17 protein-coding genes and 1 pseudogene are annotated in these 24,552 nt (G+C 70.6%); 4 read left to right on the top strand and 14 right to left on the bottom strand.

The features are described 5' to 3' along the window. Positions 1 to 11: 11 nt before the first annotated feature. The 5 genes from rplU to J7I94_RS21720 form a co-directional block, all read right to left on the bottom strand. Positions 12 to 332, bottom strand: a complete 321-nt coding sequence (gene rplU, locus J7I94_RS21740; protein ID WP_004931419.1) for a 50S ribosomal protein L21 — start codon at positions 330 to 332, stop codon at positions 12 to 14. A gap of 285 nt (positions 333 to 617) precedes the next feature. After that, complete coding sequence (locus tag J7I94_RS21735) at positions 618 to 5,048, bottom strand: Rne/Rng family ribonuclease (RefSeq protein ID WP_215169038.1); 4,431 nt, start codon at positions 5,046 to 5,048, stop codon at positions 618 to 620. Positions 5,049 to 5,326: 278 nt separating this feature from the next. Then, positions 5,327 to 6,103, bottom strand: a complete 777-nt coding sequence (locus tag J7I94_RS21730) for a TIGR03936 family radical SAM-associated protein (RefSeq protein WP_215169036.1) — start codon at positions 6,101 to 6,103, stop codon at positions 5,327 to 5,329. Between the two features lie 48 nt (positions 6,104 to 6,151). Further along, on the bottom strand, positions 6,152 to 7,201 hold the full coding sequence (locus J7I94_RS21725; protein ID WP_215169034.1) for a hypothetical protein: 1,050 nt from the start codon (positions 7,199 to 7,201) through the stop codon (positions 6,152 to 6,154). Between the two features lie 116 nt (positions 7,202 to 7,317). Then, the gene (locus J7I94_RS21720) at positions 7,318 to 7,983 is read right to left on the bottom strand and encodes a TetR/AcrR family transcriptional regulator (protein ID WP_215169218.1); all 666 of its coding nucleotides are present in this window, start codon (positions 7,981 to 7,983) and stop codon (positions 7,318 to 7,320) included. Between the two features lie 108 nt (positions 7,984 to 8,091). On the opposite strand from J7I94_RS21720, the gene J7I94_RS21715 reads away from it, so the two are divergent. The 4 genes and pseudogenes from J7I94_RS21715 (at position 8,092) to J7I94_RS21700 (ending at position 12,940) form a co-directional block, all read left to right on the top strand. Continuing rightward, positions 8,092 to 9,039: an SDR family NAD(P)-dependent oxidoreductase gene (locus J7I94_RS21715; RefSeq protein WP_215169032.1), complete on the top strand. Its 948-nt coding sequence runs from the start codon at positions 8,092 to 8,094 to the stop codon at positions 9,037 to 9,039. A 161-nt stretch (positions 9,040 to 9,200) separates the two neighbouring features. Further along, positions 9,201 to 10,775 (top strand): recombinase family protein, encoded by a 1,575-nt coding sequence (locus J7I94_RS21710; RefSeq protein WP_308114656.1) that lies wholly within the window; start codon positions 9,201 to 9,203, stop codon positions 10,773 to 10,775. Between the two features lie 411 nt (positions 10,776 to 11,186). After that, on the top strand, positions 11,187 to 11,546 hold the full coding sequence (locus tag J7I94_RS21705) for a hypothetical protein (RefSeq protein WP_215169028.1): 360 nt from the start codon (positions 11,187 to 11,189) through the stop codon (positions 11,544 to 11,546). An 810-nt stretch (positions 11,547 to 12,356) separates the two neighbouring features. Beyond that, positions 12,357 to 12,940: pseudogene (locus tag J7I94_RS21700) on the top strand (recombinase family protein). 697 nt (positions 12,941 to 13,637) lie between these two features. Here the strand turns inward: J7I94_RS21700 and J7I94_RS21695 are convergent. The 9 genes from J7I94_RS21695 to mreC form a co-directional block, all read right to left on the bottom strand. Continuing rightward, positions 13,638 to 14,444: a helix-turn-helix transcriptional regulator gene (locus J7I94_RS21695; RefSeq protein ID WP_285442714.1), complete on the bottom strand. Its 807-nt coding sequence runs from the start codon at positions 14,442 to 14,444 to the stop codon at positions 13,638 to 13,640. Positions 14,445 to 14,467: 23 nt separating this feature from the next. Then, positions 14,468 to 14,977: a DUF6879 family protein gene (locus J7I94_RS21690; protein ID WP_215169026.1), complete on the bottom strand. Its 510-nt coding sequence runs from the start codon at positions 14,975 to 14,977 to the stop codon at positions 14,468 to 14,470. Further along, positions 14,964 to 15,179: a hypothetical protein gene (locus tag J7I94_RS21685; RefSeq protein WP_215169024.1), complete on the bottom strand. Its 216-nt coding sequence runs from the start codon at positions 15,177 to 15,179 to the stop codon at positions 14,964 to 14,966. The genes J7I94_RS21690 and J7I94_RS21685 overlap by 14 nt, the downstream gene beginning before the upstream one ends. A 357-nt stretch (positions 15,180 to 15,536) precedes the next feature. Further along, positions 15,537 to 17,486 carry a TIGR03960 family B12-binding radical SAM protein gene (locus tag J7I94_RS21680; RefSeq protein ID WP_215169016.1) on the bottom strand — a complete coding sequence of 650 codons (1,950 nt, stop codon included), beginning with the start codon at positions 17,484 to 17,486 and terminating at the stop codon, positions 15,537 to 15,539. An 89-nt stretch (positions 17,487 to 17,575) separates the two neighbouring features. Further along, positions 17,576 to 19,087 carry a CYTH and CHAD domain-containing protein gene (locus J7I94_RS21675; RefSeq protein WP_215169014.1) on the bottom strand — a complete coding sequence of 504 codons (1,512 nt, stop codon included), beginning with the start codon at positions 19,085 to 19,087 and terminating at the stop codon, positions 17,576 to 17,578. Positions 19,088 to 19,148: 61 nt separating this feature from the next. Further along, the gene (rodA, locus tag J7I94_RS21670; RefSeq protein ID WP_215169012.1) at positions 19,149 to 20,348 is read right to left on the bottom strand and encodes a rod shape-determining protein RodA; all 1,200 of its coding nucleotides are present in this window, start codon (positions 20,346 to 20,348) and stop codon (positions 19,149 to 19,151) included. Next, positions 20,345 to 22,612: a penicillin-binding protein 2 gene (mrdA, locus tag J7I94_RS21665; RefSeq protein WP_215169011.1), complete on the bottom strand. Its 2,268-nt coding sequence runs from the start codon at positions 22,610 to 22,612 to the stop codon at positions 20,345 to 20,347. Before mrdA ends, rodA begins: the two co-directional genes overlap by 4 nt. A gap of 239 nt (positions 22,613 to 22,851) precedes the next feature. After that, positions 22,852 to 23,523 (bottom strand): rod shape-determining protein MreD, encoded by a 672-nt coding sequence (mreD, locus tag J7I94_RS21660; RefSeq protein ID WP_215169009.1) that lies wholly within the window; start codon positions 23,521 to 23,523, stop codon positions 22,852 to 22,854. 14 nt (positions 23,524 to 23,537) lie between these two features. Beyond that, positions 23,538 to 24,485: a rod shape-determining protein MreC gene (gene mreC / locus J7I94_RS21655; RefSeq protein WP_215169007.1), complete on the bottom strand. Its 948-nt coding sequence runs from the start codon at positions 24,483 to 24,485 to the stop codon at positions 23,538 to 23,540. Positions 24,486 to 24,552: the final 67 nt, after the last annotated feature.

Raw genomic sequence — 24,552 nt, 5'->3', positions numbered from 1 at the left:
TCCTCAGTCCCTTACTTCGCAGCCGCGGGGATCTCAGTGACCTTGATCGCCGTGTACTGCTGGCGGTGGCCCTGACGACGGCGGTAGCCGGTCTTGTTCTTGTAGCGCAGAATGTCGATCTTCTGCCCCTTGTGGTGGTCCACGACCTCGGCCTGGACCTTGATGCCGGCCAGCACCCACGGGTCGCTGGTCACAGCGTCGCCGTCGACAACGAGCAGGGTCGAGAGCTCGACCGTGTCGCCAACCTTGGCAGTGGAAATCTTGTCAACCTCGACGATGTCACCGACAGCAACCTTGTGCTGACGGCCACCGCTGCGCACGATGGCGTACACGCGGATCTCTCTTTCGCTCGGAGAACGGCACCCCCGCAGGCCAGCCGCCCGACGCAACGGACGGCCTCTCCAGAGTGCCGGGCACCCGGGAGGATGAGGTTTACGGGGATGTGGCGCGTCTATGGACACGCCGACGGTCAAGGTTACGGGGACCGCATCCGCCGGTCAAACCGGGTCCGGTCGATCGGCTCGCCCGGGGGCCCCGGCCGTAGGCGGGCGGGAACGCGACGGGGCGCCGCCCGGCCCTCCTCGGGTCCGGCGGCGCCCCGCGCCGTTCCGTCCGGCTCAGTCCTCCGTCGTGGCCGACACCGACGGCGCCGACTGCTCGGCCGCCGCGGTCTTCTTCGACGTGGTCTTCTTGGCGGCCGACTTGGTGGTCTTCGCCGCCTTCTTCGCCGTCGTCCTCGCCGTCGTCTTCCGGGCGGCGGTCTTGGTGGCCGTCGCCTTCTCGGGCGCCGCCTCGGACGTCGCCGCCTCGGACGCCGCCTCGGACGCCGCCTTCTTGGCCGTCGTCTTCTTGGCGGCCGTCTTCTTGGCGGCGGTCTTGGTGGCGGCCGTCTTCTTGGCGGCCGTCTTCTTCGCCGGGGCCTTCTTGGCCGCCTTGCGGGCGGTCTTCTTGGCCGGGGCGGCCTCCTCGACGGCCGGAGCCTCCGCGGCGGCCGGAGCCTCCGTGGCGGCCGGAGCCTCCGCGGCCGGGGCCTCGGCGGCCGGGACGACCACGACGGCCGCCTCCGCGTCGGCGGTGGGCGCGGTGGCCTTGCGCACGGCACGGCGCCGCGGACGGGCCGGGGGCGCGGGCTCGGCGGCCACCGGCTCGGGCTGCTGCTCGGCCTGAGCCGCCTGCGGCTCGGCCCGCTCCACCGGGGCGGCGGCTTCCGGAACCGTCACCACGGCGGCCTCCGCGCCGGCCGGCGAACCGGCGGGGGCGGACGCCTTGCGGGTCGCCCTGCGGCGCGTACGGCCCTTGGGCGCGGCCTCCGCGGCGGGCGCCTCGGCGACGGCCGGGGCCGCCTGCTCCTCCGGCGTGCCGACCACCGCGTCCTCCACGGCCGCGGGCTCGGCCAGCGCCTCGGCGGCCGGCTCCGGCCGCACCGGACGCTCGGCCTCCTCCCGCGCCGTCACGTCCCGCGCCGTCGGCACCTCGGCCTGCGGAGCCTGGGCGGCCCGCGGAGCCTGGGCGGGCTCGGCGGACTCGGCGGCCGGGGAAACCTCCGCGGTCTCCGGCTTCGGCGCGCTCGCCGGGGCCGACGCGCGCCGGTTGGCCCGGCGCCGGCTCCGGCCGCGCTTGGCCGCGGCCTCCGCCTCGTAGACGCTGCTGTACAGCTCCTCGTCGGGCGCGAAGTCCGGCGACGGCAGGGCGATCGGCTCGGTGACGCGCTCCGCGGTCTGCTCGGCCTCGGCCTCCGCCTCCTGCTCCGCCGTCGGCGTCTCGACGGTGAGCGCGGCCTCGTGCTCGTGCTCGTGCGGCTGCTCGGCGCCGCCCGCGCGGGCCCGCTTGCGGCGCTTGCCGCCGCCGTTCCCGCCGGCGGACGGCTGGTCGAGGTGGACGATGACCCCGCGCCCGTTGCAGTGCACGCAGGTCTCGGAGAACGACTCCAGCAGGCCCTGTCCGACCCGCTTGCGGGTCATCTGCACCAGCCCCAGCGAGGTCACCTCGGCGACCTGGTGCTTCGTACGGTCCCGGCCCAGGCATTCGAGCAGGCGCCGCAGCACCAGGTCCCGGTTGGACTCCAGCACCATGTCGATGAAGTCGATCACGATGATGCCGCCGAGGTCGCGCAGCCGCAGCTGGCGCACGATCTCCTCGGCCGCCTCCAGGTTGTTCCTGGTGACCGTCTCCTCCAGGTTGCCGCCCTGGCCGGTGAACTTGCCGGTGTTGACGTCGATGACGACCATCGCCTCGGTCCGGTCGATCACCAGCGAACCGCCGCTCGGCAGCCAGACCTTGCGGTCCAGCGCCTTGGCGAGCTGCTCGTCGATCCGGTACGTGGCGAAGACGTCGACCTCGCTGGTCCACTTGGACAGCCGGTCGGCCAGGTCGGGCGCGACGTGCGACACGTACCCGTGGACGGTCTCCCAGGCGTCCTCGCCGCTGACGACGACCTTGGTGAAGTCCTCGTTGAAGATGTCGCGGACGACCCGGACGGTCATGTCCGGCTCGCCGTACAGCAGCGTCGGAGCGTTGCCGCCGTTCTTGGCCTTCTTCTGGATCTCCGCCCACTGCTGCTGGAGCCGCTCGACGTCGCGGCGCAGCTCGTCCTCGCTGGCGCCCTCGGCGGCGGTGCGCACGATGACGCCCGCGTCCTCGGGGACGATCTTCTTGAGGATGGTCTTCAGCCGCGCCCGCTCGGTGTCGGGCAGCTTGCGGCTGATGCCGGTCATCGAACCCTCGGGCACGTACACGAGGTAACGGCCCGGGAGGGAGACCTGGCTGGTCAGACGCGCGCCCTTGTGGCCGATCGGGTCCTTGGTCACCTGGACCAGGACCGACTGGCCGGACTTCAGGGCCGACTCGATGCGGCGCGGGCCGTTCGCCATGCCGAGCGCCTCGAAGTTGACCTCACCGGCGTAGAGCACGGCGTTGCGGCCCTTGCCGATGTCGATGAAGGCGGCCTCCATCGACGGCAGCACGTTCTGCACCTTGCCGAGGTAGACGTTGCCGACGTAGGAGGTGGCCTGTTCCTTGTTGACGTAGTGCTCGACGAGCACGCCGTCCTCCAGGACGCCGATCTGCGTGCGCTCGCCGTGCTGGCGCACGACCATCACGCGCTCGACGGCCTCGCGGCGGGCCAGGAACTCGGCCTCGGTGATGATCGGGACGCGTCGGCGGCCCTGCTCACGGCCTTCGCGGCGGCGCTGCTTCTTGGCCTCCAGACGGGTCGAGCCCTTGATGGACTGCACCTCGTCGGACGGCTCCGCACCCTTTTCCCGCGGGGGCCGGGGCTCGCGGACCTTGACGACGGTCCGCTCGGGGTCGTCGGAGGACTGTTCGGCCTCACCGGAACCGTCACCGGCCCGGCGGCGACGGCGACGGCGGCGACGGCTGCTGCTGGAGCCGGACCCGCCGGTCCCCTCGCCGCCCCGCGTGTCGGTGTCGTCGTCCTCGTCGTCCTCGTCGGCCTGCTCGGCCGTGTCCTCGGCGTCCTGCGCGGCCTGCTCGGCGGCGAGGTGCTCGGTGTCGGCGTCCGTGCCGTCGGTGTCGTGGTCGGCGTCGCCGTCGGTCAGGTCGCCCCGGCGACGGCGACGGCCGCCCCGGCGACGACGGCGGCGCGAGCCGCCCTCCTCGGCGTCGGCCCCGTCCGCGTCCTCGTCCGGCTCCTCGGCGTCCGCCTCGGCCTCCGGCTCGTCCACGTCGGCGGCGGTCTCGACGGGCCGCTCCTCGGCGGCCTCGTCGGCGGCGCCCCGGCGACGGCGGCGGCGGCGCGACCCGGTGGGCTGCTCCTCCACGGCCTCCGTGGTCTCCACGGGCTCCGCGACCGGCGTGCGCTCCGGCTCGTCCTCGGGCAACTGCGCTCCGGCGGCCACCGCGGCCGCCTCAGCCGCGGCCCGCTCGGGCGTCTGGAACTGGGGTTCGGTGAAGACCGGCGGCTGGAACAGTGCGACGGCGGGGCGGGCCGGGCGGGCCGTCCTCTCCTCGCCCGCCGAGCCGGTCCCGGCCTTCCGCGCGGGCTCGGCGAAACCGGTGGCGGCCTTGCGGACGGCCCGGCGGCGCGAACGACGCGGGGCAGCCTCTTCGGCGGGGGCCTCGGCGGCGGAGGCCGTCTCGGCGTCCTCGGTCGGCGCGGCGGGCTCCGCCGCCGCGCTGTCCGCGGTCCTGGCGCTCTCCGGCGTGTCGACGGTCTCCGGCGTGTCGGTGCTCTCCGGCGTCTCGACCGGGGCGGTCACCCGACGGGTCGCCCGCCTACGGCCGCGGCGCGGGGCGGCGTCCTCGGAGGCCGGGGCGCTCTCGGCAGCGGGTGCCTCGGAACTCACAGAAGTCTCGGGCGCCGCTTCGGCCGGCACAGGGGTCGCGGCAGTCTCGGCAGCCTCGGGCGCCTCAGCGGTCGCCGCGGGCGCGGACACGCTACGAGTGGCACGCCGACGGGTGCGACGCGGAGCGGCCTCCTCGGCGGCCGGGGCGCTCTCGGCAGCCGGCGTCTCAGGAGTCCTGGACGCCGCCTCAGAGGTCACCTCGGACGTCACGGACGCCCCGGCGCTCCCAGCCGCCGCCACAGGCGCCGACACGCTACGGGTGGCACGCCGACGGGTCCGGCGCGGAGCGGCGGCGCTGTCGTCGGAGGCGGTGGACGTGGTGGACCCGGCGGGCTCGGCCGCCGCGGGCTGGGCCGGTGCCGCGTCGGCGGCGGGCGTCGCGGGGACCACGGTCTCGGCGTCCGTCACGGACGAGGGGGCTCCGGCGGGTGCGGAGGCACGGCGCACCGCGCGGCGGCGCGGACGGGCGGCGGGCTCCTCCACCGGCTTCTCGGCCGGCTTGGTCTCCTCCGCCTCCTCCACGACCTCGTCGGCGAGGTCGTCCGGGAGGTCTTCGGCGAGGTCCCTACCGGCGGCCGGAACGGCCGGTTCCACGGTCTCCGCCGGAGTACCGGAGGAACCGGCCGGCGGACCCGCCGGCCGGGACGCCGCCCGGCGCCGGCGGCGCGGCGGCAGGGTGTCGCTGGGGGTGTTGTCGGATGCGGAGCCGGTCACGGACTCCGTGGATTCGGTCGGTTCGAGCATGCGGGCGTATCTCCCGTCAGGCTCCCGGGCGCCGCGCCTGGTCCGGCGTCGATCTGGTCGACCTCCGGTGACGTCCGCGGCTCGCGCTCTGCGCGGATGCCGCCGTCCGTTGGCGCGGGCGCCGCTCGGGAGCTCGCTGTGTCCTGTCTCACCGGTTCCGTACAACCTTGTCGCGTACGGCCTGGCGAAAGTCTTGTGGTCGGTGGCGCTGCCCGACCCAGGTGGCTCCCGAGTTCGACGGCGGCGCTTACGACGTCCGTCCCTTCGCGGGACCTTCCCTACGCGGGCGCCGTCGCGGCGGCAGTCGCGGCGGCCGTCTGCGGCTCGGTCGCTACTGCCTCGCGGTCGGGCGCGAGCGGGTCGGTCACCGTGCCGGTCTCTTCATCGAGCAGCCCCTGCGCCAGCCTGGTCACCGCTACGGGGACCGGCGGCGCCAGGTCGGCCACGGCGCGGAGACCGGACAGGACGTCGTCGGGTCGCACGGCAGGCGTCACGTGCCGAACAACCAGCCGCAGTATCGCACAGGGCTGGTCACTCGGCCTATCAGCCGGGGAACCGTGCGTCTGAACACTCTCCAGGCGCACGACCGCGGAGCGGGCGTCGAAGGTGCGCACACCGTTCTTGGTACGGCGCTGCACCTCCACGGCGGGCGCCTCGTTGAAGGCGTCCACCGCGCGGCCGGCGTCGGCCGGGTCCACCCCGTCCAGCCGCAGCTCCCACTCGGAAGCCGTCAGCCGGTCGGCGAGCCCGGAGGTCCGGGCCTCGACCGCCTCGACGATGTCCAGCCCGGCGGGCAGGGACGCGTCAAGGAGGGTTCTCAGCTGCTCCGGGTCACGCGCCGAGGTGAGCGCGATCTCCAGGTACTCCGCCTCACTGCCCGTGCCGGTGGGTGCGGCATTGGCGTACGACACCTTCGGGTGCGGGGTGAACCCCGCCGAGTACGCCATCGGCACCTCGGCGCGGCGCAGCGCACGCTCGAAGGCGCGCTGGAAGTCACGGTGGCTGGTGAACCGGAGGCGGCCGCGCTTGGTGTAGCGCAGTCGGATGCGCTGCACCGCGGGTACCGGCGGCGGGCCTTCGGGCTGTCGCTTGCCCAGTGTCGTTCAGTCCTTCGTGAGAGCGGTCGTACTACTACCAAGAGTACGTGCCTCGGCACCGGAAGGTTCCCGCCGGTCCACCGGCCGCGCCTGCCGGGGTGCCCCGAACAGCGCGCGCCGCACATCGGCCCGCGCCTGCCGCACCGAGGCCCGCACGGAGGCGAGGCCCTGCCGCACGGCCCGCCCGGCACCGCGCGCCGCCTCGGCGACCGGCCGCAGGACGTAGTCCCGCACCAGGTGCCCCACGGGTGCCAGCACCGTCCGGTACACCCAGCGCACCGGCTCGACGAAGATCCACCGCAGCAGCGTCCCGAGGAACCGTCCGACCGCCAGGGAGATGTACCCGGCGACCCGCCAGGCATGGCCGAGGGCGGCCCCGACCTCCCGCCCGATCACGGCGAGGACCCGGCCGACAGGCGCCAGCACCCACCGCCACAGGGCGAGGACGGGCAGCACCAGCAGCACCCGCCCGGTCCAGTACAGCGCCGTACCGACCCCGGTGACGACCATGCGCACACACCACGCCACTCCCCTGCCGCACCAGGCGAGCGCGCGTCCGACGGGCGCCAGCACCCACCGGTGGAGCCAGCCCACCGGGAGCACGACCAGATACCGCGCCAGCCACACCAGGGCCGCCCACAGTCCCAGCCCGACCGGCACGATCAGCCGCGCGTACACCCACCCCAGCGCGTGCCCGACCGGCGTCAGCACCCACCGGTACACCCACTGGACCGGCCGGACGACCAGCACCACACCGAGCCACCCGACCCCCTTGGCCAGGGGAACGAGGACGTACCGCCACAGCCCCACCACCGGCCAGAAGAACACCGCCCGCGCCAGCCACAGCACCGCCCGCCCCAGCGGCCGCAGCACCGTGCGCCCCAGGAACCGCCCGGCGACCACCAGCGCGTCCCACGCCATCCGCACGGGCAGTACCAGCACGAGCACCACGATCCGCACCGGAACGCGGACGGCGACGGTGAGGCACCCTTCGGCGGACTGCCCCGCCCCGGGCGCCACGTCCCGCGCGTCCCGGGGCGGCTTCTCGAGATCCATACCGGGGTAGACGCCGGACCGGCCCCTGTGGATGCGGGTCACTCGACCGTCGGCGGCGGCGGCTTCCTGCCGGTGGCCGTGGACATGGTGTTTCGCCTGTTCCGGTGCGCCGCGGGTCAGCCGCGGGGGAGCACACCCAGGAGGGTGGCGGTCAGGGCCAGCTTCAAGGAGTCCTCCAGCTCCAGGTGGAAGCGGGCCAGGCCGGGTTCGGCCTGGTAGGCCGCCCGCAGGCTGGGCGGGGGTGTGCTGTACGCCGGCAGCGCGCCGGCCATGAGCATGGTCTGCAGGCTGAACAGCGTCGCGTTCTCGCCCAGTTCCGGCAGGCACTTCAGGAGCAGGGCGGTCATGGTGGCCAGGCGCTCCAGGGAGGCGCGCTTGTAGCGTGCGACGACCTCGACGGAGACGTTGCGTTCCAGGACGCTGCTCTGTGCGCCGAAGAGGTCGCACAGCACCACCCGGCCGGAGAGGGAGCGGCTGAGAACCTCGGCCACCGCCGCCGCCCGCCCGGCCATGGGCAGATTCTCGTCGACGCCGGCGGCCAACTCGCCTTCCAGTTCCGTCAGCCACTCCCGCAGGAGGCGGTCCAGCAGTTCCAGCAGCACCGCCTCGCGCGACTCGAAGTAGCGCAGCACGTTCGGCTTCGCCAGTCCCACGCGGCGGCTGAGCTCGTTCAGGGTGACCGCGGCCACGGGCATCTCGTCGAGCATCGCCGACGCCGTGTCGAGGATCGCCCGTCGGCGGATCTCCCGCTGCTCTTCGGTTCGCGCCCGCTGGAAAGTCACGATCACCACCCTAACTTAGGTACCTCCGGTACGTTGACAACGTACCGAGAGTACTTTAACGTCGCAGACCCAAGATACCTTCGGTACGTAACTGGAGCGGAGCCCGGCATGAGGGAACAGTGGACGACGGCGAACATCCCGGACCAGCGCGGACGGGTGGCCGTGGTGACCGGGGCCAACACCGGCCTGGGGTACGAGACCGCCAAGGCACTCGCCGAGCGCGGGGCCTCCGTGGTGCTCGCCGTGCGCGACGTCGAGAAGGGCGAGCAGGCCGCGGCCCGCATGACCGGCGACGTGACCGTACAAGCGCTGGACCTGACCTCGCTCGACTCCGTCCGGACCGCGGCGGCGACGCTGCGGTCCCGGCTCGGCCGGCTCGACCTGCTCGTCAACAACGCCGGCGTGATGTACACCCCGAAGCAGACCACCCGGGACGGCTTCGAGATGCAGTTCGGCACCAACCACCTCGGCCACTTCGCCCTCACCGGACTGCTGCTGGACCTGATGCTGCCGGTGCCCGGCTCACGCGTGGTGACGGTCAGCAGCACCGGCCACCGCATCCGGGCCGCGATCCGCTTCGACGACCTGCACTGGCAGCGGTCGTACAGCCGGACCGCCGCCTACGGCCAGTCCAAACTGGCCAACCTCATGTTCACCTACGAACTGCAGCGCCGGCTCGCCGCGCACGGCACCACCGTCGCGGTCGCCGCCCATCCCGGCGTGTCCAACACCGAGCTCATCCGCAACACCCCCACAGCCCTCCGCCTGCCCGTCACCTGGCTCGCGCCGCTGATCACCCAGACGCCGGCGATGGGCGCGCTGCCCACCCTGCGCGCCGCCACCGACCCCGCCGCGCTCGGCGGCCAGTACTACGGCCCCGGCGGACGCTACGAGGTCAAGGGCCACCCCCGGCTGGTCACCTCCAGCCCGCAGTCGTACGAGGCGGCCGTCCAGCAGCGGCTGTGGGCCGTCTCCGAAGACCTCACGGGGGTGCGGTTCCCCATCGCCGATTCCGGGCAGAGCCCGTCCCCCGCCGGATCGGCCCCCGCCGCATAGCCCGCGCCGGCAGCCGACGCGGGCCCGTCGCGGCGCAGGTCAGCCGGACTTCTTGACCGTCAGCGGCAGCAGCTTCTTGCCGGTCGGGCCGATCTGGATGGACGTGTCCATCTGAGGCCACAAAGACACGGACCCAAATCCATCAGGTAGTGTCCGGCGACGTGAAGACGTACGACGTAGAGATTGAGTGGACCGCCTCAGACCTGGCGCTGCTGGAGGAGCTGAAGAGGGCGGAGGCCCTGCTCCCCGAGGACGCTCCCCGAGCCCTGCTCTCCATCCGCCTGTCTGTACTGACGGACGACACTACGTCGCCGGTGCGACAGGAACTCGACCTCCGCCTGCTGGCGAGAGACAAGGGGTACCGCGTCGTCGGTGTCGCTTCGGATCTCAACGTGTCGGCAACGAAGGTCCCGCCGTGGAAACGGAAGTCTCTCGGCGAGTGGCTCAACAACCGAGCCCCCGAGTTCGACGCTCTCCTCTTCTGGAAGCTCGACCGCTTCATCCGTCGCATGACGGATCTCTCGACCATGATCGAGTGGTGCGAGAGGTACGGGAAGAACCTGGTCTCGAAGAACGACGCGATCGACCTCGGCACGACCGTCGGCCGGATCATGGTCACGCTCATCGGTGGCATCGCTGAGATCGAGGCAGCGAACACGTCGACCCGTGTGACCTCACTGTGGGACTACACGCGGACTCAGGACGCATGGCTTGTCGGTAAGCCTGCGTACGGCTACGTCACGACGAGGATCAACGGAAAGCCTGCCCTTGCCATCGAGCCCGACGCGCACAAAGCGCTGCACTGGGCTCGCCGCATGGCTCTGCGAGGTGTGTCCGCCCGACGCATGGTCCTGTGCATCGTCCGCTCCGGGCTCATGTCCGCCGGGCTCACCCCGTCGACGCTCCTCCGGCGCCTTCGTAATCCGGCGCTCATGGGGTACCGGGTCGAGGAGAACAAGCAGGGCGGGAAGCGTCGCAGCAGGACCATCCTCGGCAACGACGGCAAGCCGGTCCGGGTCGCTCCCCCGATCTTCACCGTGGAGGAGTTCGAGACCCTTCAAGCGGCACTCGACCGCCGAAGCAAGAACCAGCCTGCCCGGCAGACAGGCGGAGCCACACAGTTCCTCGGCGTGCTGCTCTGCGTCGACTGCTCGACCAACATGACCGTGCAGAAGACGAGCCACAAGGGACGGGACTACGCCTACTTGCGGTGCGGCAACTGCAAGAGCGGAGGGCTCGGCGCCCCCAACCCACAGGGCGTGTACGACGTCCTGGTGAGCGATGTCCTCCGAGTCCTCGGGGATTTCCCCGTACAAGTCCGGGAGTACGCACGAGGGGCGGAGGCCCGCGCCGAGGTGCAGCGCCTCGAAGAGGCCATCGCCTACTACATGACCGAGCTCGAACCGGGAGGCCGCTACACGAAGACGCGGTTCACGCGGGAGCAGGCGGAGAAGGCGCTCGACAAGCTCACGGACGAACTCAACGCCATCGACCCCGAGACCACACAGGACCGGTGGACCCTCGTCCACAACGGGAAGACGTTCCGCGAAGTGTGGGAAGAGGGTGGTATGGAAGCCATGGCGGAGGACCTGCGCCGAGTCGGCATCACGTGCGAGGTGACCCGGACAAAGGTCAAGGGAGTGCGCGCTCCGTCCGTGCACCTGCGGTTGAAGATCCCTCGCGATGTGCGCGAGCGCCTCGTCATCAAGAGCGACGACTTCGCCGCCAAGCTCTGACCGAGCCGCGCCCCCTGCCTTGGCTCGCCTGCTGCGACGCGCAGAGCAGGGGGCTCGGCCAGCCAGGTTGACGACCAAGCACCCCGCCATGCAAGAAAGCCACTCCCGCTCTTTCGAAGAGTGGACACCGTAGCTCCCGCTGTTCAGCAGCGGTAGAGCTGGCCACTCCGTGAGGGGCCGCGATCCCAAGGGGCTCGCAGGGAAAGCCGAGGGCATCCCGAAGCGCAGGACGGTACTGCGCGACTTCCATCCACTCGCCGAGGCGCGGCTACGCGCTGCCCTCGGAGGCCGACAGGAGGTCGCGTCCCCGTTGAACATCACGATCGAAGTCGTCTGGACCTGCGAGGCATGTGCATCGCCTCTCATCGACGGAGAGACCCACACCTGCCACGACGGGGAGGAGTCCGGCCGATGAGTTCAAGCTCCATCAACTTCGGCCCTGACCGCCCGTGGGGCGGAGTCTCCCAGCGCGAGTTCCAGCGCAAGGCGCAAGAACCGTGGCACCCGCTTGCCTACCGTGTTCTCTTCGCTGCCCTTGGATGGGCCGACCGGCAAGGGCACGCAGCGTTCGACCCTGGGAAGCTGGCTGCCCTGCTCGGCAAGGACGGCAAGCCCCTGTCCGACCAGAGCACGAACAACGCGATCAGCCGCGCCAAGAAGTGGGACCTCGTATCGCCTCGGTCCGGGGCCGCTTGCCTCGTGCTGCCCCCTCACCTGTTCCAGAAGGGGAAGGGCGCACCGAAACCCTGCCGCATCCACCAGGACCGGTGACCACACGCCGCGCGTGTAGCCAGCACACGCGGCACGTGTAACGGCATGGGTGGTGACCTGCGAAAACGTTCGCTCCCTCTCTCTTCTTTTTGTCCTCACAGTTGCGGCCCCGCAGGGGCCGACAGAAGGAAGCGGCTTCGCCCAACGACAAGCGGAGTGGGGGCGCGGCAGCGCCCCAAGAGACAGGCATCGGCGAAGTAGTAGGCAGCATGGGCGGCCGGATGGCCGCCACAGCCCGAAGCCTCTACGACAGTGCGGCCCCGCAGGGGCCGACAGGAGCAAGCCCAAGGGGGGCGCTGCCGCGCCCCACAGGCAAGGAAGTAAGGCTTCGTTCTGTGCACTCCTTCGCCGTCGCCAAGGAGGCAGCACAAGCCGTTGAACAGGCGTTACGCCGCAGCCGGCTGGAGCACAGGCCAGCCTGAAAGGCCCTGAAACCGTGGCAGGATTTGAGCCGGTAAGACACGGCGGTCGAGCAAGACCCCTTCAGGGGGTCATACCCCACCCCCCTTCCGCCGTTGCCTCTCACGTCGTCTCGGCCGTCCCCTTCGCCGTCGACAGGCTGGCCCCTGCCCGTGGTAGGCGAACGGCCGTGCGCCTGCGTCAGCCGCTGCCAGGCTGCGTCTCGGGCAGGCAGGCGAGAGCGCAGCGCTGGCCGACGCAGCGTGACCAGAAACGGGCGTCTCGAAAACCAAGGTTTGTGAGACGAGACGGCAAGCACCCTCGAAGGTGGCGTAGCGCCGTTCAAAACCCGTCTCGAAACTTCCGCCTCAGGCTTGACGTATTGAGACGGGTTCTGAGACATTCCCGGCCATGACGACGACCACGATCACCGGTCAGCTCATCGGATACGCCCGCGTCTCGACCGATGACCAGGAAGCGCAGTTGCAGCGCGACGCACTGACGGCCGCAGGCTGCGCCCGGATCTTCGAGGACAAGGCATCGGGCAGGAACACCGACAGGCCAGAGCTCACGGCCGCACTGGACTACGCCAGACCCGGCGACACCCTGTGCGTGTGGAAGCTCGACCGGTTCGCTCGGTCCCTCATCGACCTTGTGACCATGGTCGACACCCTTCGAGAGCGGGGCATCGGGTTCAAGGTGCTCACGGGGGCACTGGCCAACATCGACCCCGGTACAGCGGACGGCCGTCTCATGCTTCAGGTGGTCGGGGCCATGGCGGAGTTTGAGCGCAGCCTGATCAAGGAGCGCCCCGTGCCGGACTCGACGCAGCCAAGGCGCAGGGGCGTACCGGCGGACGGCCGTCCGTCGTGAGTGAGGACGTGCTCACGGTGGCCCGTACCAGGAAGGCGAAGGGCGAGAGCGTAAGCGCCATTGCCAAGGCACTCGGGGTCTCCCGTGCCACCTTGTACCGCCACCTTGGAGAGAGCGCCTGAGACAGGCGCACAACGGCTTGCGACAGGCCCTCGGCTCACGCCGGGGGCCGTTGTCATGCACGACGTGTGACGCCGTCTGACAGGCGTCACGATGCCTGCCCCTGCCGACCACGGGGGAGAGCCGACAGGGGCGCGCGTCGCTCGAACCCCCCTTCCGGCGCACCTCGGTCGTGGTGCTCGCCATCCCTCAGCACGCCGGGGGGTCTGTCAGTCACTCGTCCCGGACCACCATCGCGAACGACGTACAGACACGACGGAAGCCCCTGTGCCCGCTCCGGCCTGTGTGGCTCATGCACTCCACATCGACCGCCGCACCGTCCGTGGCAGGCGTCGCCGTCCACTTGCAGTGAAGGCACTCCGCTTCGAAGGTCACGTCAGTGTCCGGGTGCTGCGTGATCCGATGCTCCACGTACCGCATGACGGAGCGCACCATCACTCGGCCCCGTGGTTTTCCCGCAGATGCGTACGGAGTACGACGTTCGCATCTGACGCCTTCGAGTAGTCCCCAACCGATCGGGCGTTGGTTCGAGTCACCGCGATGCCGAGGCACTCGCGGCAGCCTGCCACGGGGTCCGGCTCCCGGGCTGGAGCTGTCAGGTGCACTGGCTCCGCCATCGTCGTCTTGGGTGTGCTCATCCTGTACGGCCTCCCCGCCTGGATCTCTGCGATCCATCCTTGGGGCTCCAGCGAAGCGGCCCTACGTTCTTTCCTGTTGAGGCAAGAACTCGTCTCGGATGCTCTCGACCAGGGCGCGCATGTCATCGCCGAAGAGCGCCACGTCGGCGAACCGCTCGAAGGTGTCGACGTACGTCTGTATGTCCCTGGGATCCCGTGTCGTGATCTCCGAGTGGAACGTCTCGACGATCACAAGCCTGTCATCGTGGATGCTGAAGCACGTCATGGGGAAGTCGGGCATCCGGCCAGTCAGCGGCACGACGCCGATGCTCACGTTGGGGAGCCTGGAGAGGGACACAACCCGGTCCAGTTGGGTAGCCATGACGGCCGGCTCGCAGATCAGCCACCGCAGGACGTGTTCGCAGATGACGAAGTGGAACGATCGGCCGTCCTCGTAGAGCGTCGTCTGCCGCTCCAGCCTGGCAGCCACTGTTCGAGCCTTGGTCTCCTCCGGTAGCGCGGGCGGCAAGGAGAACACCGCTGTGGCGTACTCCGGAGTCTGGAGAAGTCCGGGGATGAGCTGCCCCTGAAACAGCCTGAGCAGGGCTGTACTGCTCTCGATGGCCTTGATGGTGTTCTGGTGCTTCCACGGTCCCATGCGGCGCAGCAGGCGCCACGCTGTGGCCTCCGTAGCCTCTGCTCGGGCAGTCGCGAGGAACTGCTCCTTCACGTCGCCCGAGACATCGAGTGCCGAAAGGATCAGGTCGACGTCCTGGACAGTGGGCAGGGTCCTGCCGTTCTCGATCTTCGAGAGCTTCCCCGCAGACATGGAAGCCCTGCGGGCCACCGCGTCACCGGTCAGTCCCGATGCCTCTCGCAGCGCCCGCAGGGCTTTCCCGATCGAGTCCGTGGTCAGTGGTGCCGCTCCCAGTAGGACGCGAACGGCACGGCGTGGGTGAGCGCCACGTCTCGGTAACCCTGGTACTCCGCGAGCCGGTCAGCGGGCAACAGCTCACCGCCGACGAACTTGCCTTCGGGGGTGTAGTGCATCCGGTACACGTCGCGGTCGTCGAAGAGCCAGAAGTCGTGATCCGGAAGGCCCGTCACTTCCTGCTCGGCGAGATCGATGATCCCGATGGACTCGCCCGCCTTGATGTTGCCGGGGTATGCGGCCAGTTCGTACCGGAGGTAGTCCGTGAGCGGAGAGCGCAGGACGTGCACACGGGACACACTCTTGCCCTCGTTCGTCATCGAGCGCACCCAAGGGTTGTCGTCCCAGTCCGGCCCCATGTCCTCGCCCGCGAGGAACCGCGCGATCTCTTCGCGCTCTTCGTCAACGTCGTAGACGGCAAGGGTTTCCAACCGGAAGGCCGTGCGCTCGAAGGTCTCGAAGAGGCGACCGAACTCCTCACCCGCGAGCACTGAAGTACCCCTCAAGAACTGCGGCCGGGATCATGACAGCCGTCTCCCCCTCGGGCAGGTCGAGCTGGGCCAGCCGCTCAGGGTCCGTGATCACGTATCCCTGCACCACGTAGTCCTTGCCGTCGTCCGTACCCCACAGCGTCGGGCACGTGCCGTTCTTGCAGTCCGGGTCTCCCGACAGCTTCCGTAGCGGTGCGCCCACGGCTCCCCCCTCACGTCGACAGTCAGTGTCCCGATCGATGCTTCCGACCTGCGGGCAGCGGGGTCAAGATCCTCGGCTTTCCAGAACAGGAAAGCCGTTCATCTGTGCGGGAACCGCACCAGACAACGAGTGAGAGGCGCCGGACTGTCACTGTCCGAACGCCTCTCATCGATCACACCCACTCGACCGAAGAGACGATGCTCTCGGCTCGCCGGGGAGCAGGCAGCGGCGTACGCCGCACCTTACGGGGCGCCTGCTCACGCCCCTTCGCGCCGAGCGTGCGAAGCATCTCGGTACGCTCCGCCTCGGTCAGGCCAGCGAGTGTCTCAGCCACCTGCCGGACCGTATCGCCGCTGGTCACGACCCCTTCTTGACCGTCAGCGGGAGCAGCTTCTTACCGCTGTCACTCAGTTGTGGCCATGTATCGAACTGAGGACACACCCCGCAGTCGAAGCAGGGCGTCCACCGGCAGTCCTCGACCTCCGTCTCGTCGAGGGCGTCCTGCCAGTCCTCCCAGAGCCAGTCCTTGTCGAGGCCCGAGTCCAGGTGGTCCCAGGGCAGGACCTCCTCGTAGGAGCGCTCGCGGGTGGTGTACCAGTCGACGTCCACGCCGAAGGGGGCGAGCGCCTTGTCGGCGCAGGCCATCCAGCGGTCGTAGGAGAAGTGCTCGCGCCAGCCGTCGAAGCGGCCGCCGTCGTCGTAGACGGCGCGGATGACGGCACCGACACGGCGGTCGCCGCGGGACAGGAGGCCCTCGACGATGCCGGGCTTGCCGTCGTGGTAGCGGAAGCCGATGGAGCGGCCGTACTTCTTGTCGCCGCGGATCTTGTCGCGCAGCTTCTGCAGCCGGGCGTCGGTCTCCTCCGCCGACAGCTGCGGGGCCCACTGGAAGGGGGTGTGGGGCTTGGGGACGAAGCCGCCGATGGAGACGGTGCAGCGGATGTCGCCGGAGCCGGAGACCTCGCGGCCCTTCTGGATGACGTTCATCGCCATGTCGGCGATCTGGAGGACGTCGTCGTCCGTCTCCGTGGGCAGGCCGCACATGAAGTACAGCTTGACCTGGCGCCAGCCGTTGCCGTAAGCCGTCGCGACCGTCCTGATCAGGTCGTCTTCCGAGACCATCTTGTTGATGACCTTGCGGATGCGCTCCGAGCCGCCCTCGGGGGCGAAGGTGAGGCCGGAGCGGCGGCCGTTGCGGGTCAGTTCGTTGGCCAGGTCGATGTTGAAGGCGTCGACGCGGGTGGAGGGGAGGGAGAGGCCGATCTTGTCCTCGGTGTAGCGGTCGGCCAGGCCCTTGGCGATGTCGCCGATCTCCGAGTGGTCCGCGGACGACAGGGAGAGGAGGCCGACCTCCTCGAAGCCCGTCGCCTTCAGGCCCTTGTCGACCATCTCGCCGATGCCGGTGATGGAACGCTCGCGCACCGGGCGGGTGATCATGCCGGCCTGGCAGAAGCGGCAGCCGCGGGTGCAGCCGCGGAAGATCTCGACCGACATGCGCTCGTGGACGGTCTCGGCGAGCGGAACCAGCGGCTGCTTGGGGTAGGGCCACTCGTCGAGGTCCATGACGGTGTGCTTCGACACGCGCCACGGGACGCCCGACTTGTTCGGTACGACGCGGGCGATACGGCCGTCGGGGAGGTACTCGACGTCGTAGAAGCCGGGGACGTAGACGCCGCCGGTGCGGGCCAGGCGGAAGAGGAGTTCCTCGCGGCCGCCGGGGCGGCCCTCGGCCTTCCAGGCGCGGACGATCGCGGTGATCTCCAGGACCGCCTGCTCGCCGTCGCCGATCACGGCGCAGTCGATGAAGTCGGCGATCGGCTCGGGGTTGAACGCCGCGTGGCCGCCGGCCAGGACGATCGGGTCGTCCAGGCCGCGGTCCTTGGCCTCCAGGGGGATGCCGGCCAGGTCGAGCGCGGCGAGCATGTTGGTGTAGCCCAGCTCCGTGGAGAAGGACAGGCCGAAGACGTCGAAGGCCTTCACCGGACGGTGGCTGTCCACCGTGAACTGCGGGACCTTGTGCTCCCGCATCAGGGCCTCCAGGTCCGGCCACACGCTGTAGGTGCGCTCGGCGAGGACGCCCTGCTGCTCGTTGAGCACCTCGTAGAGGATCATGACGCCCTGGTTGGGCAGGCCGACCTCGTAGGCGTCCGGGTACATCAGCGCCCAGCGGACGTCGCAGGAGTCCCACTCCTTGACGGTCGAGTTGAGTTCTCCGCCGACGTACTGGATCGGCTTCTGCACATGCGGGAGCAGAGCTTCGAGCTGCGGGAAAACGGACTCCGCGGCCGCAGCGACTTCGGCAGACATCTCGCGCACCTTCGTGAGCTGGACTGAACTGACAGGGGTGACCATCTAGCCTAACGCGGCTCGGAAGGGCCACCCGCACGCCGGACAGGTCACAGGGCGGTCGCCGCGTCCTTCACGCCGTCCCAGAAGGCGGGCAGCGCGGCCTCCAGGTCCGCCGCCCGGCACCGCTCGCGTTCGTGGAGCAGGCCGTAGGTGAAGGTGTCCTCCCCGGCGGCGTGGGCGACCGCGGACAGTTCGCGCAGGGCGCCGCGGGCCATCACGCTGTCCTGGTGCTCGCCGAGCCGGGACTGCAGCGCCTTCATGGACTTGACCACGGCTTTCGCCGGTTCGCCGAGGGCCGGTACGGCCGCCTCCGCCGCGTACCGGGTGCGCTTGGCCTTCTTGCGGGCCTCGTGCAGCGCCACGTCGCGGTCGGTGCCGGGGTCGGCGTCCAGGGCCTGTGCGACCAGGGCGGAGACCTTGCGGAAGTCCTTGCGGACCGCCTTGGCGAGCACCTTGTCGGGTTTCTTCCCGGCGGCCTCGCGCAGGGGCGGGTCGGTGAGCAGGGTGTCCACGGTGTCGAGCAGGGAGAGGTAGCGGTCGGAGTCGAGGACGGCGAGGAGCCGGCCGCGGGCACCGCCGTGCTCGGCTCCGGACCACTTGCGCAGCCGCTCGGCGACCGGGCCGTGCACCAGGTCGCGCGGTACGTCGTCGAGGGTGGCCGTCAGCCGTGCGGTCAGCACCTCGCGGTCGCGGTCCTCGCCGAGGACGCCCGCCAGCCACTTCAGCTCGTCCCCGACGGGGTCGGTGACGGCGCGGTCCAGTACCGCGCGGAACGACTTGAGGGTGCTGCGCAGCCTGCGCGTCGCCACCCGCATGCCGTGCACGGAGTCCTCCGCGTCCCGGCGGACGGCCGGGTCGAGGGCGACGATCGCGTCCCGCTGCTCCCGCACATAGGCCAGGACGTGGTCGCCGGCGCTCACCGGTTCCGTGGCGGGCGCGGGGCCGCGGGTCCGCTCGGGGGCCGTCTCGGCGAGGGCGCGGGCCAGCTTGGAGGAGTGGGCGGCGGGGCGCAGGCCGGTCTTGCGCAGCCGTTTCTCCACCTTGTCGAGGAAGGCCGGGTCGCCGCCGTCCGCCAGCTCCACCTCGATCTCGGTCCAGCGGACGTCGCCGACACCGCCGCTGAGCCGTTCGGCCCGCACCGTGTCCAGGCCGACCTCGGCGAGCGGCCGGCCCCGCGCGTCGAGGAGGTCGCGTACGTCCCGGGCCGAGCGCAGCCGGACCACGGGCAGCAGTTCGGCGTGGCGGACCCGGGAGCGGACCAGAGCGGCCAGCTCGTCGGGGACGGTGTCGGAGAGCGGGGCGTGGATCTCCTCGCGCTCGCCCGGGGCGACGGGGAGTTTGAGGTGCCAGCCGGCGTCCGAGCCTCCGGTGCGGCGGCGCAGGGTGATGCCCCGGGCGGCGAGGCGCTCGTCGGCGGTGTCGTAGTAGGTGGCGTCGAGGTGGGCGACGCCCCGGTCGGCGACGGTCGCGACGCCTGCCACACCGGTCAGGTCGGGCAGGCCGCCGCTGTCGTCGTCGGACTCGTACTTCCGCTCGATCTCACGCTTGATGTCCGCCATGGGGCGTACGTACCCGGCATCGGACGCCGATCACCTCCCTGGCCGGGGGCGACCGGCGCCGCTACGCCGACATGGGCCGTTGCACGGTGATCGACTGGAGCAGGCCGACGGCCATCCACACCGAGAACATGGACGAGCCGCCGTAGGAGACGAACGGGAGGGGCAGGCCGGTCACCGGCATGATGCCGAGGGTCATCCCGATGTTCTCGAACGACTGGAAGGCGAACCAGGCGACGATCCCGGCGGCGACGATCGTGCCGTAGAGGTCGGGGGTGTCGCGGGCGATGCGGCAGGCGCGCCACAGGATGACGCCCAGCAGCAGGATGATGAGTCCGGCGCCGACGAAGCCCAGTTCCTCGCCGGCGACGGTGAAGACGAAGTCCGTCTGCTGCTCGGGGACGAACTGGCCGGTGGTCTGCGAACCGTGGAAGAGGCCGGAGCCGGTGAGGCCGCCGGAGCCGATGGCGATGCGGGCCTGGTTGGTGTTGTAGCCGACGCCCGCGGGGTCCAGCTCGGGGTTGGCGAAGGCGGCGAAGCGGTTGATCTGGTACTCGTCCAGGATGCCGAGCTGCCACACCGCGAGGGCGCCTGCGGTGCCCGCGCCGATCAGGCCGAACACCCAGCGGTTGGAGGCGCCGGAGGCGAGCAGCACGCCCAGCACGATGATGACCATGACCATGACCGACCCGAGGTCGGGCATGAGCATCACGATCAGCATGGGGACGACGGCGAGGCCGAGCGCCTGGAGCACCGTGCGGTGGTCGGGGTGCTGCTTGTCGCCCGCGTCCACGCGGGTGGCCAGCAGCATCGCCATGCCCAGGATGATGGTGAGCTTGACGAACTCCGAGGGCTGCAGGGAGAAGCCGCCGGGGAGCTGGATCCAGGAGTGGGCGCCGTTGATGGTCGAGCCCAGTGGTGTGAGCACCAGCAGGATCAGGAACACGGAGGCGCCGTACAGCAGCGGCACGGCCGTGCGCAGCGTGCGGTGGCCGATCCACACTATGGCGACCATCAGGGCGAGGCCGATGCCGGTGTTGAGCAGGTGGCGGAGCAGGAAGTAGTACGGGTCGCCCTGGTTCAGCTCGGTGCGGTTGCGGGTGGCCGAGTAGACCAGCAGGGTGCCGAGCAGCGACAGGGCGCCGGCGGCCAGCAGTATCGGCCAGTCCAGCCGGCGGGCCACCGAATCACGGGCGAAGATCCGGGTCCAGCCCGCGCGCTCGGGTCCGTAGCCGGAGACCTGGAAGCTGTTGGCCCCGGTCATGTGAGCATCCTCCGCGTCCTGCGCCTGCGGTCGCCGGGGCAGCCGCCGTGCCGTCGGCGGCGGGTCTGGCGGTTGCCGGTGTCCTGGTTGGCGACGGTCGCGCCCTGCTCCGTGCCGTCGAGCGGGGCGTACTCGTCCTTCTCGGTGGCCTGCTGGTCCTTGACCGGGTCGTCGGAGATCTTCGGCGCGGCGATGGTGCCGTCCGTCTTGACCTTCGGCAGGGACTTCTGCGGCGTGGGGAGCAGCGCCTTCTTCTGGTCGATGTCGCCGTCGTCGGAGACGCCGTACAGGGCGTCGTAGATGTTGCGGACGGCCGGGCCGGAGGCGCCGGAGCCGGTGCCGCCCTGGGAGATCGTCATGACGATCGCGTAGTCCTCGGTGTACGTGGCGAACCAGGACGTGGTCTGCTTGCCGTAGACCTCGGCCGTACCGGTCTTGGCGTGCATCGGGATATCGTCCTGCGGCCAGCCCTGGAACCGCCAGGCGGCCGTTCCCTCGGTGGCGACGCCCGCGAGGGCGGCGTCCATCTTGTCGAGCGTGTCCTTGCTTATCGGCAGCTTGCCGTGGGACTCGGGCTCGATCTCGTCGACGTCCTTGCCGTCGGCGCTGATGATGGCCTTGCCGACGGAGGGGTCGTAGAGGGTGCCGCCGTTGGAGATGGCGGAGTAGATGGTGGCCATCTGGATGGGGGTGACGAGGGTGTCGCCCTGGCCGATGGAGTAGTTGATGGCGTCACCGGCGCGCATCTTGTTGCCCTCGATGCAGTTCTCGTACGCGATCTTCTCGACGTAACTGCCGTCCTTCTTGCCGGTCTTGCACCAGGCGTCCTTGTTGGCCTCCCAGTAGTCCTGCTTCCACTGGCGGTCGGGCACGCGGCCGGTGACCTCGTTGGGGAGGTCGATGCCGGTCTCCTCGCCGAGGCCGAACTGGTGGGCTGCCTTGTAGAAGTAGTCGTTGGCGTTCTTGCCCTCCATGCCGCCGTCCTTCTTCCACTCCTGGTGCGCGAGGCGGTAGAAGACGGTGTCGCAGGAGACTTCGAGGGCGCGGCCGAGGTCGATGGGGCCGTAGTTGGCGGACTCGAAGTTCTTGAAGACCTGGCCGCCGACCGAGTACGAGCTGGAGCAGTCGTAGCTGCCGTCGAAGTCGTAGCCGGCCTCGACGGCGGCGGAGGTGGAGACCACCTTGAAGATGGAGCCGGGGGCGGCCTGGCCCTGGATGGCCCGGTTGAGGAGCGGGTAGTTGGAGTTCTTCCCGGTGAGCTTCTTGTAGTCGGCGGCGGAGATGCCGCCGACCCAGGCGTTGGGGTCGTAGGTCGGGTTGGAGGCCATGGCGACGACGCGGCCGGTCTTGGCCTCCATCACGACGACCGCGCCGGAGTCCGCCTTGTAGTTGGTGCCGGTGTTGCGGTCGTGCTCCTTGCGGGCGGCCTTCATCGCCTCGTTCAGCTCGTACTCGGCGATGCGCTGGACGCGGGCGTCGATGCTGGTGACCAGGTTGTCGCCGGGCTGGGCGGCGTCGGACTCGGCCTCGCCGATGACCCGGCCGAGGTTGTCGACCTCGTAGCGGGTGACGCCGGCCTTGCCGCGCAGTGCCTTGTCGTACTGGCGCTCCAGGCCGCTGCGGCCGACCTGGTCGGAGCGCAGGAAGGGCGAGTCGGTGTCCTGGGCCTGCTGGATCTCGTCGTCGGTGACCGGGGAGAGGTAGCCGAGGACCTGGGCGGTGTTGGCCTGGCCCGGCGCGGTGTAGCGGCGTACGGCCTCGGGCTCGGCGGTGATGCCGGGGAACTCCTCGGAGCGCTCGCGGATCTGGAGGGCCTGCTTGGCGGTGGCCTCGTCGGTGATGGGGATGGGCTGGTAGGGCGAGCCGTTCCAGCAGGGCTGGGGGGTCTCGGCGTCGCAGAGGCGGACCTTCTCCATGACGTCCTCGGGCTTCATGCCCAGGACCCCGGCGAGCTTGGTGAGGACGGCCTCGCCGTCGTCCTTCATCTTCAGCAGGTCGGTGCGGGAGGCGGAGACGACCAGGCGGGTCTCGTTGTCCGCGAGGGCCACGCCGCGGGCGTCCAGGATGGAGCCGCGGACGGCGGGCTGGACGACCTGCTGCACGTGGTTGCCGGAGGCTTCCTTGGCGTAGGCGTCGCCCTCGCGGATCTGGAGGTACCAGAGCCGGCCGCCGAGGGTGCACAGGAGGGACAGCACGAGGACTTGGATGACGATGAGCCGGGTCTGGACGCGTGTGCTCCGACCGGTCTCGGGGATGTTGGTCACTGCGGTTGCCGCCCCCTCTCAGTGCGCCGACGTGTGTGCGCGTACGAATGATGAACGGTCGGGCTGTGCGGCCGCGTTCCACCCCGGCACACCCGTTCGAGTGAACTCGACCGTTCTCGCCGCCGCTTGCCCCTGACGCGTCCGGCTCACCGCCCCTGGCCTCTGATGTTTCTGATGCGTCCGGCTCACAGCCCCGTGTCCCTGATCCGTCCGGTGATCCGTCCGGTGATCCGTCCGCCTCACAGCCGCTTGACCCCCTTGATGCGTCCGGCGCGGGCGACCCGGGCCCGGGCCGCCTTCACCCGCAGGCCGTTCTTCTGGCCGCCGACGCGCAGGCCGGTGCCGCCGGAGAGCCAGCCGGAGGAGATGTCGGTGCTCTGGGCGGCGGAGTTGGTGTCGGCGAGCGGGTCGTTCTCCGCGCGCCGGGCCAGGGCCATGATCCCGGGGACCACGAACGGGGCGAGCAGCAGGTCGTAGAGGGCGGCGGTGAACAGCAGTCCGCCCAGGCCCACATGGCGGGCGGCGGTGTCGCCGACCAGGGCGCCCACCCCGGCGTAGAGCAGGGTGGAGCCGAGGGCGGCGACGACCACGACGGCCATCGGGCCGGTGGCGGACTTCAGGCGGCCGTTGTCGGGCCGGGCGAGGCCGGCCAGGTAGCCGATGACGCACAGCACGAGGGCGTAGCGCCCGGCGGCGTGGTCGGCGGGCGGGGCCAGGTCGGCGAGCAGGCCGGCGCCGAAGCCGACCAGGGCACCGCCGGTGTGGCCGTAGACCAGGGCGAGGCCGAGGACGGTGAGCAGCAGCAGGTCGGGGACGGCGCCGGGCAGGTGGAGCCGGGCCAGGACGCTGACCTGGATCACCAGGGCGACGACGACCAGGACGGCGGACAGCAGGATGCGGTTGACGCGCATGGGACTCGTGGCTCCTACTGCTCGGGCTGGAACTGGCCGTCGGCGGGTGCCTGTCCGGACGGCGTCACGGTCACCGTCACGGTGGGCGTGGGCGTCGGCTTCGGCTTGTCGGGGAGCACGGTGTCGCGGGGGTCCTTCTTCGGGGCCTGGACGACGACACCGACGATGTCGAGCTTGGTGAAGCTGACGTACGGCGTGACGTAGAGGGTGCGGGTCAGGTCGCCGCCGGAGGGGTCGACCCGGGAGACGACGCCGACGGGGACGCCGGGCACGAAGGGCTTGTCGCCCTGGGAGCCGAAGGTGACCAGGCGGTCGCCCTTCTTCACCTCGGCCTTGCCGTTGAGCAGTTCGACGCGGAGCGGGCGGTCGCCCTGGCCGGAGGCGAAGCCGAGTTCGTCGCCGTTCTCCATGCGGGTGCCGACGGTGAAGTCGGGGTCACTGGCCAGCAGCACGGTGGAGGAACTGGGGCCGACGGTGGTGACGCGGCCGACCAGGCCGTCGCCGTTGAGGACGGTCATGTCCCGCTCGATGCCGTCGTCGGCGCCGACGTCCAGGGTGACGGTCCAGGAGAAGCCCTGGGCCGCCCCTATGCCGATGACCTGGGCGCCCTTGATGCCGTACTGGCCCTCCCCGGCGATCTTGAGCATCTTGTCGAGCTGCGCGAGCCGGCTGCGGCCGCGGTCGTCGCTGCCGAGCTTCGCCTTCAGGGCCGCGTTCTCCTGCTCCAGCCGGGCGAGCCGGTCGTGCCGGTCCCCGGAGTCGCGGATCGCGGAGATCGCGTTGCCGACGGGGTCGACGGCGGACGACACCCCGTTCTCGATCGGGCCGAAGACGGTGGCCGCGGCCTGCCGGGCACCGTCGACCGGGGATTCCTCCCCGCCGCGGATGTCCACCGTGATCAGCGCGAACGCTACGGCGATCAGCAGCACCAGGAGCAGCCGGCTCTCTTTCGTGTCCCTCACGTGCGGCGGCCGTGCCTTCCTCGTCGGAATTCGGGAATTCGTCGGTGGTGCGTAGGCGGTACGTAGG

It is taken from the genome of Streptomyces sp. ISL-12 (assembly GCF_018614415.1).
Taxonomy (GTDB): domain Bacteria; phylum Actinomycetota; class Actinomycetes; order Streptomycetales; family Streptomycetaceae; genus Streptomyces.
The sequence above is the reverse complement of the archived record's forward strand: the minus strand, read 5'-3'. Positions and strand labels throughout refer to the sequence as shown.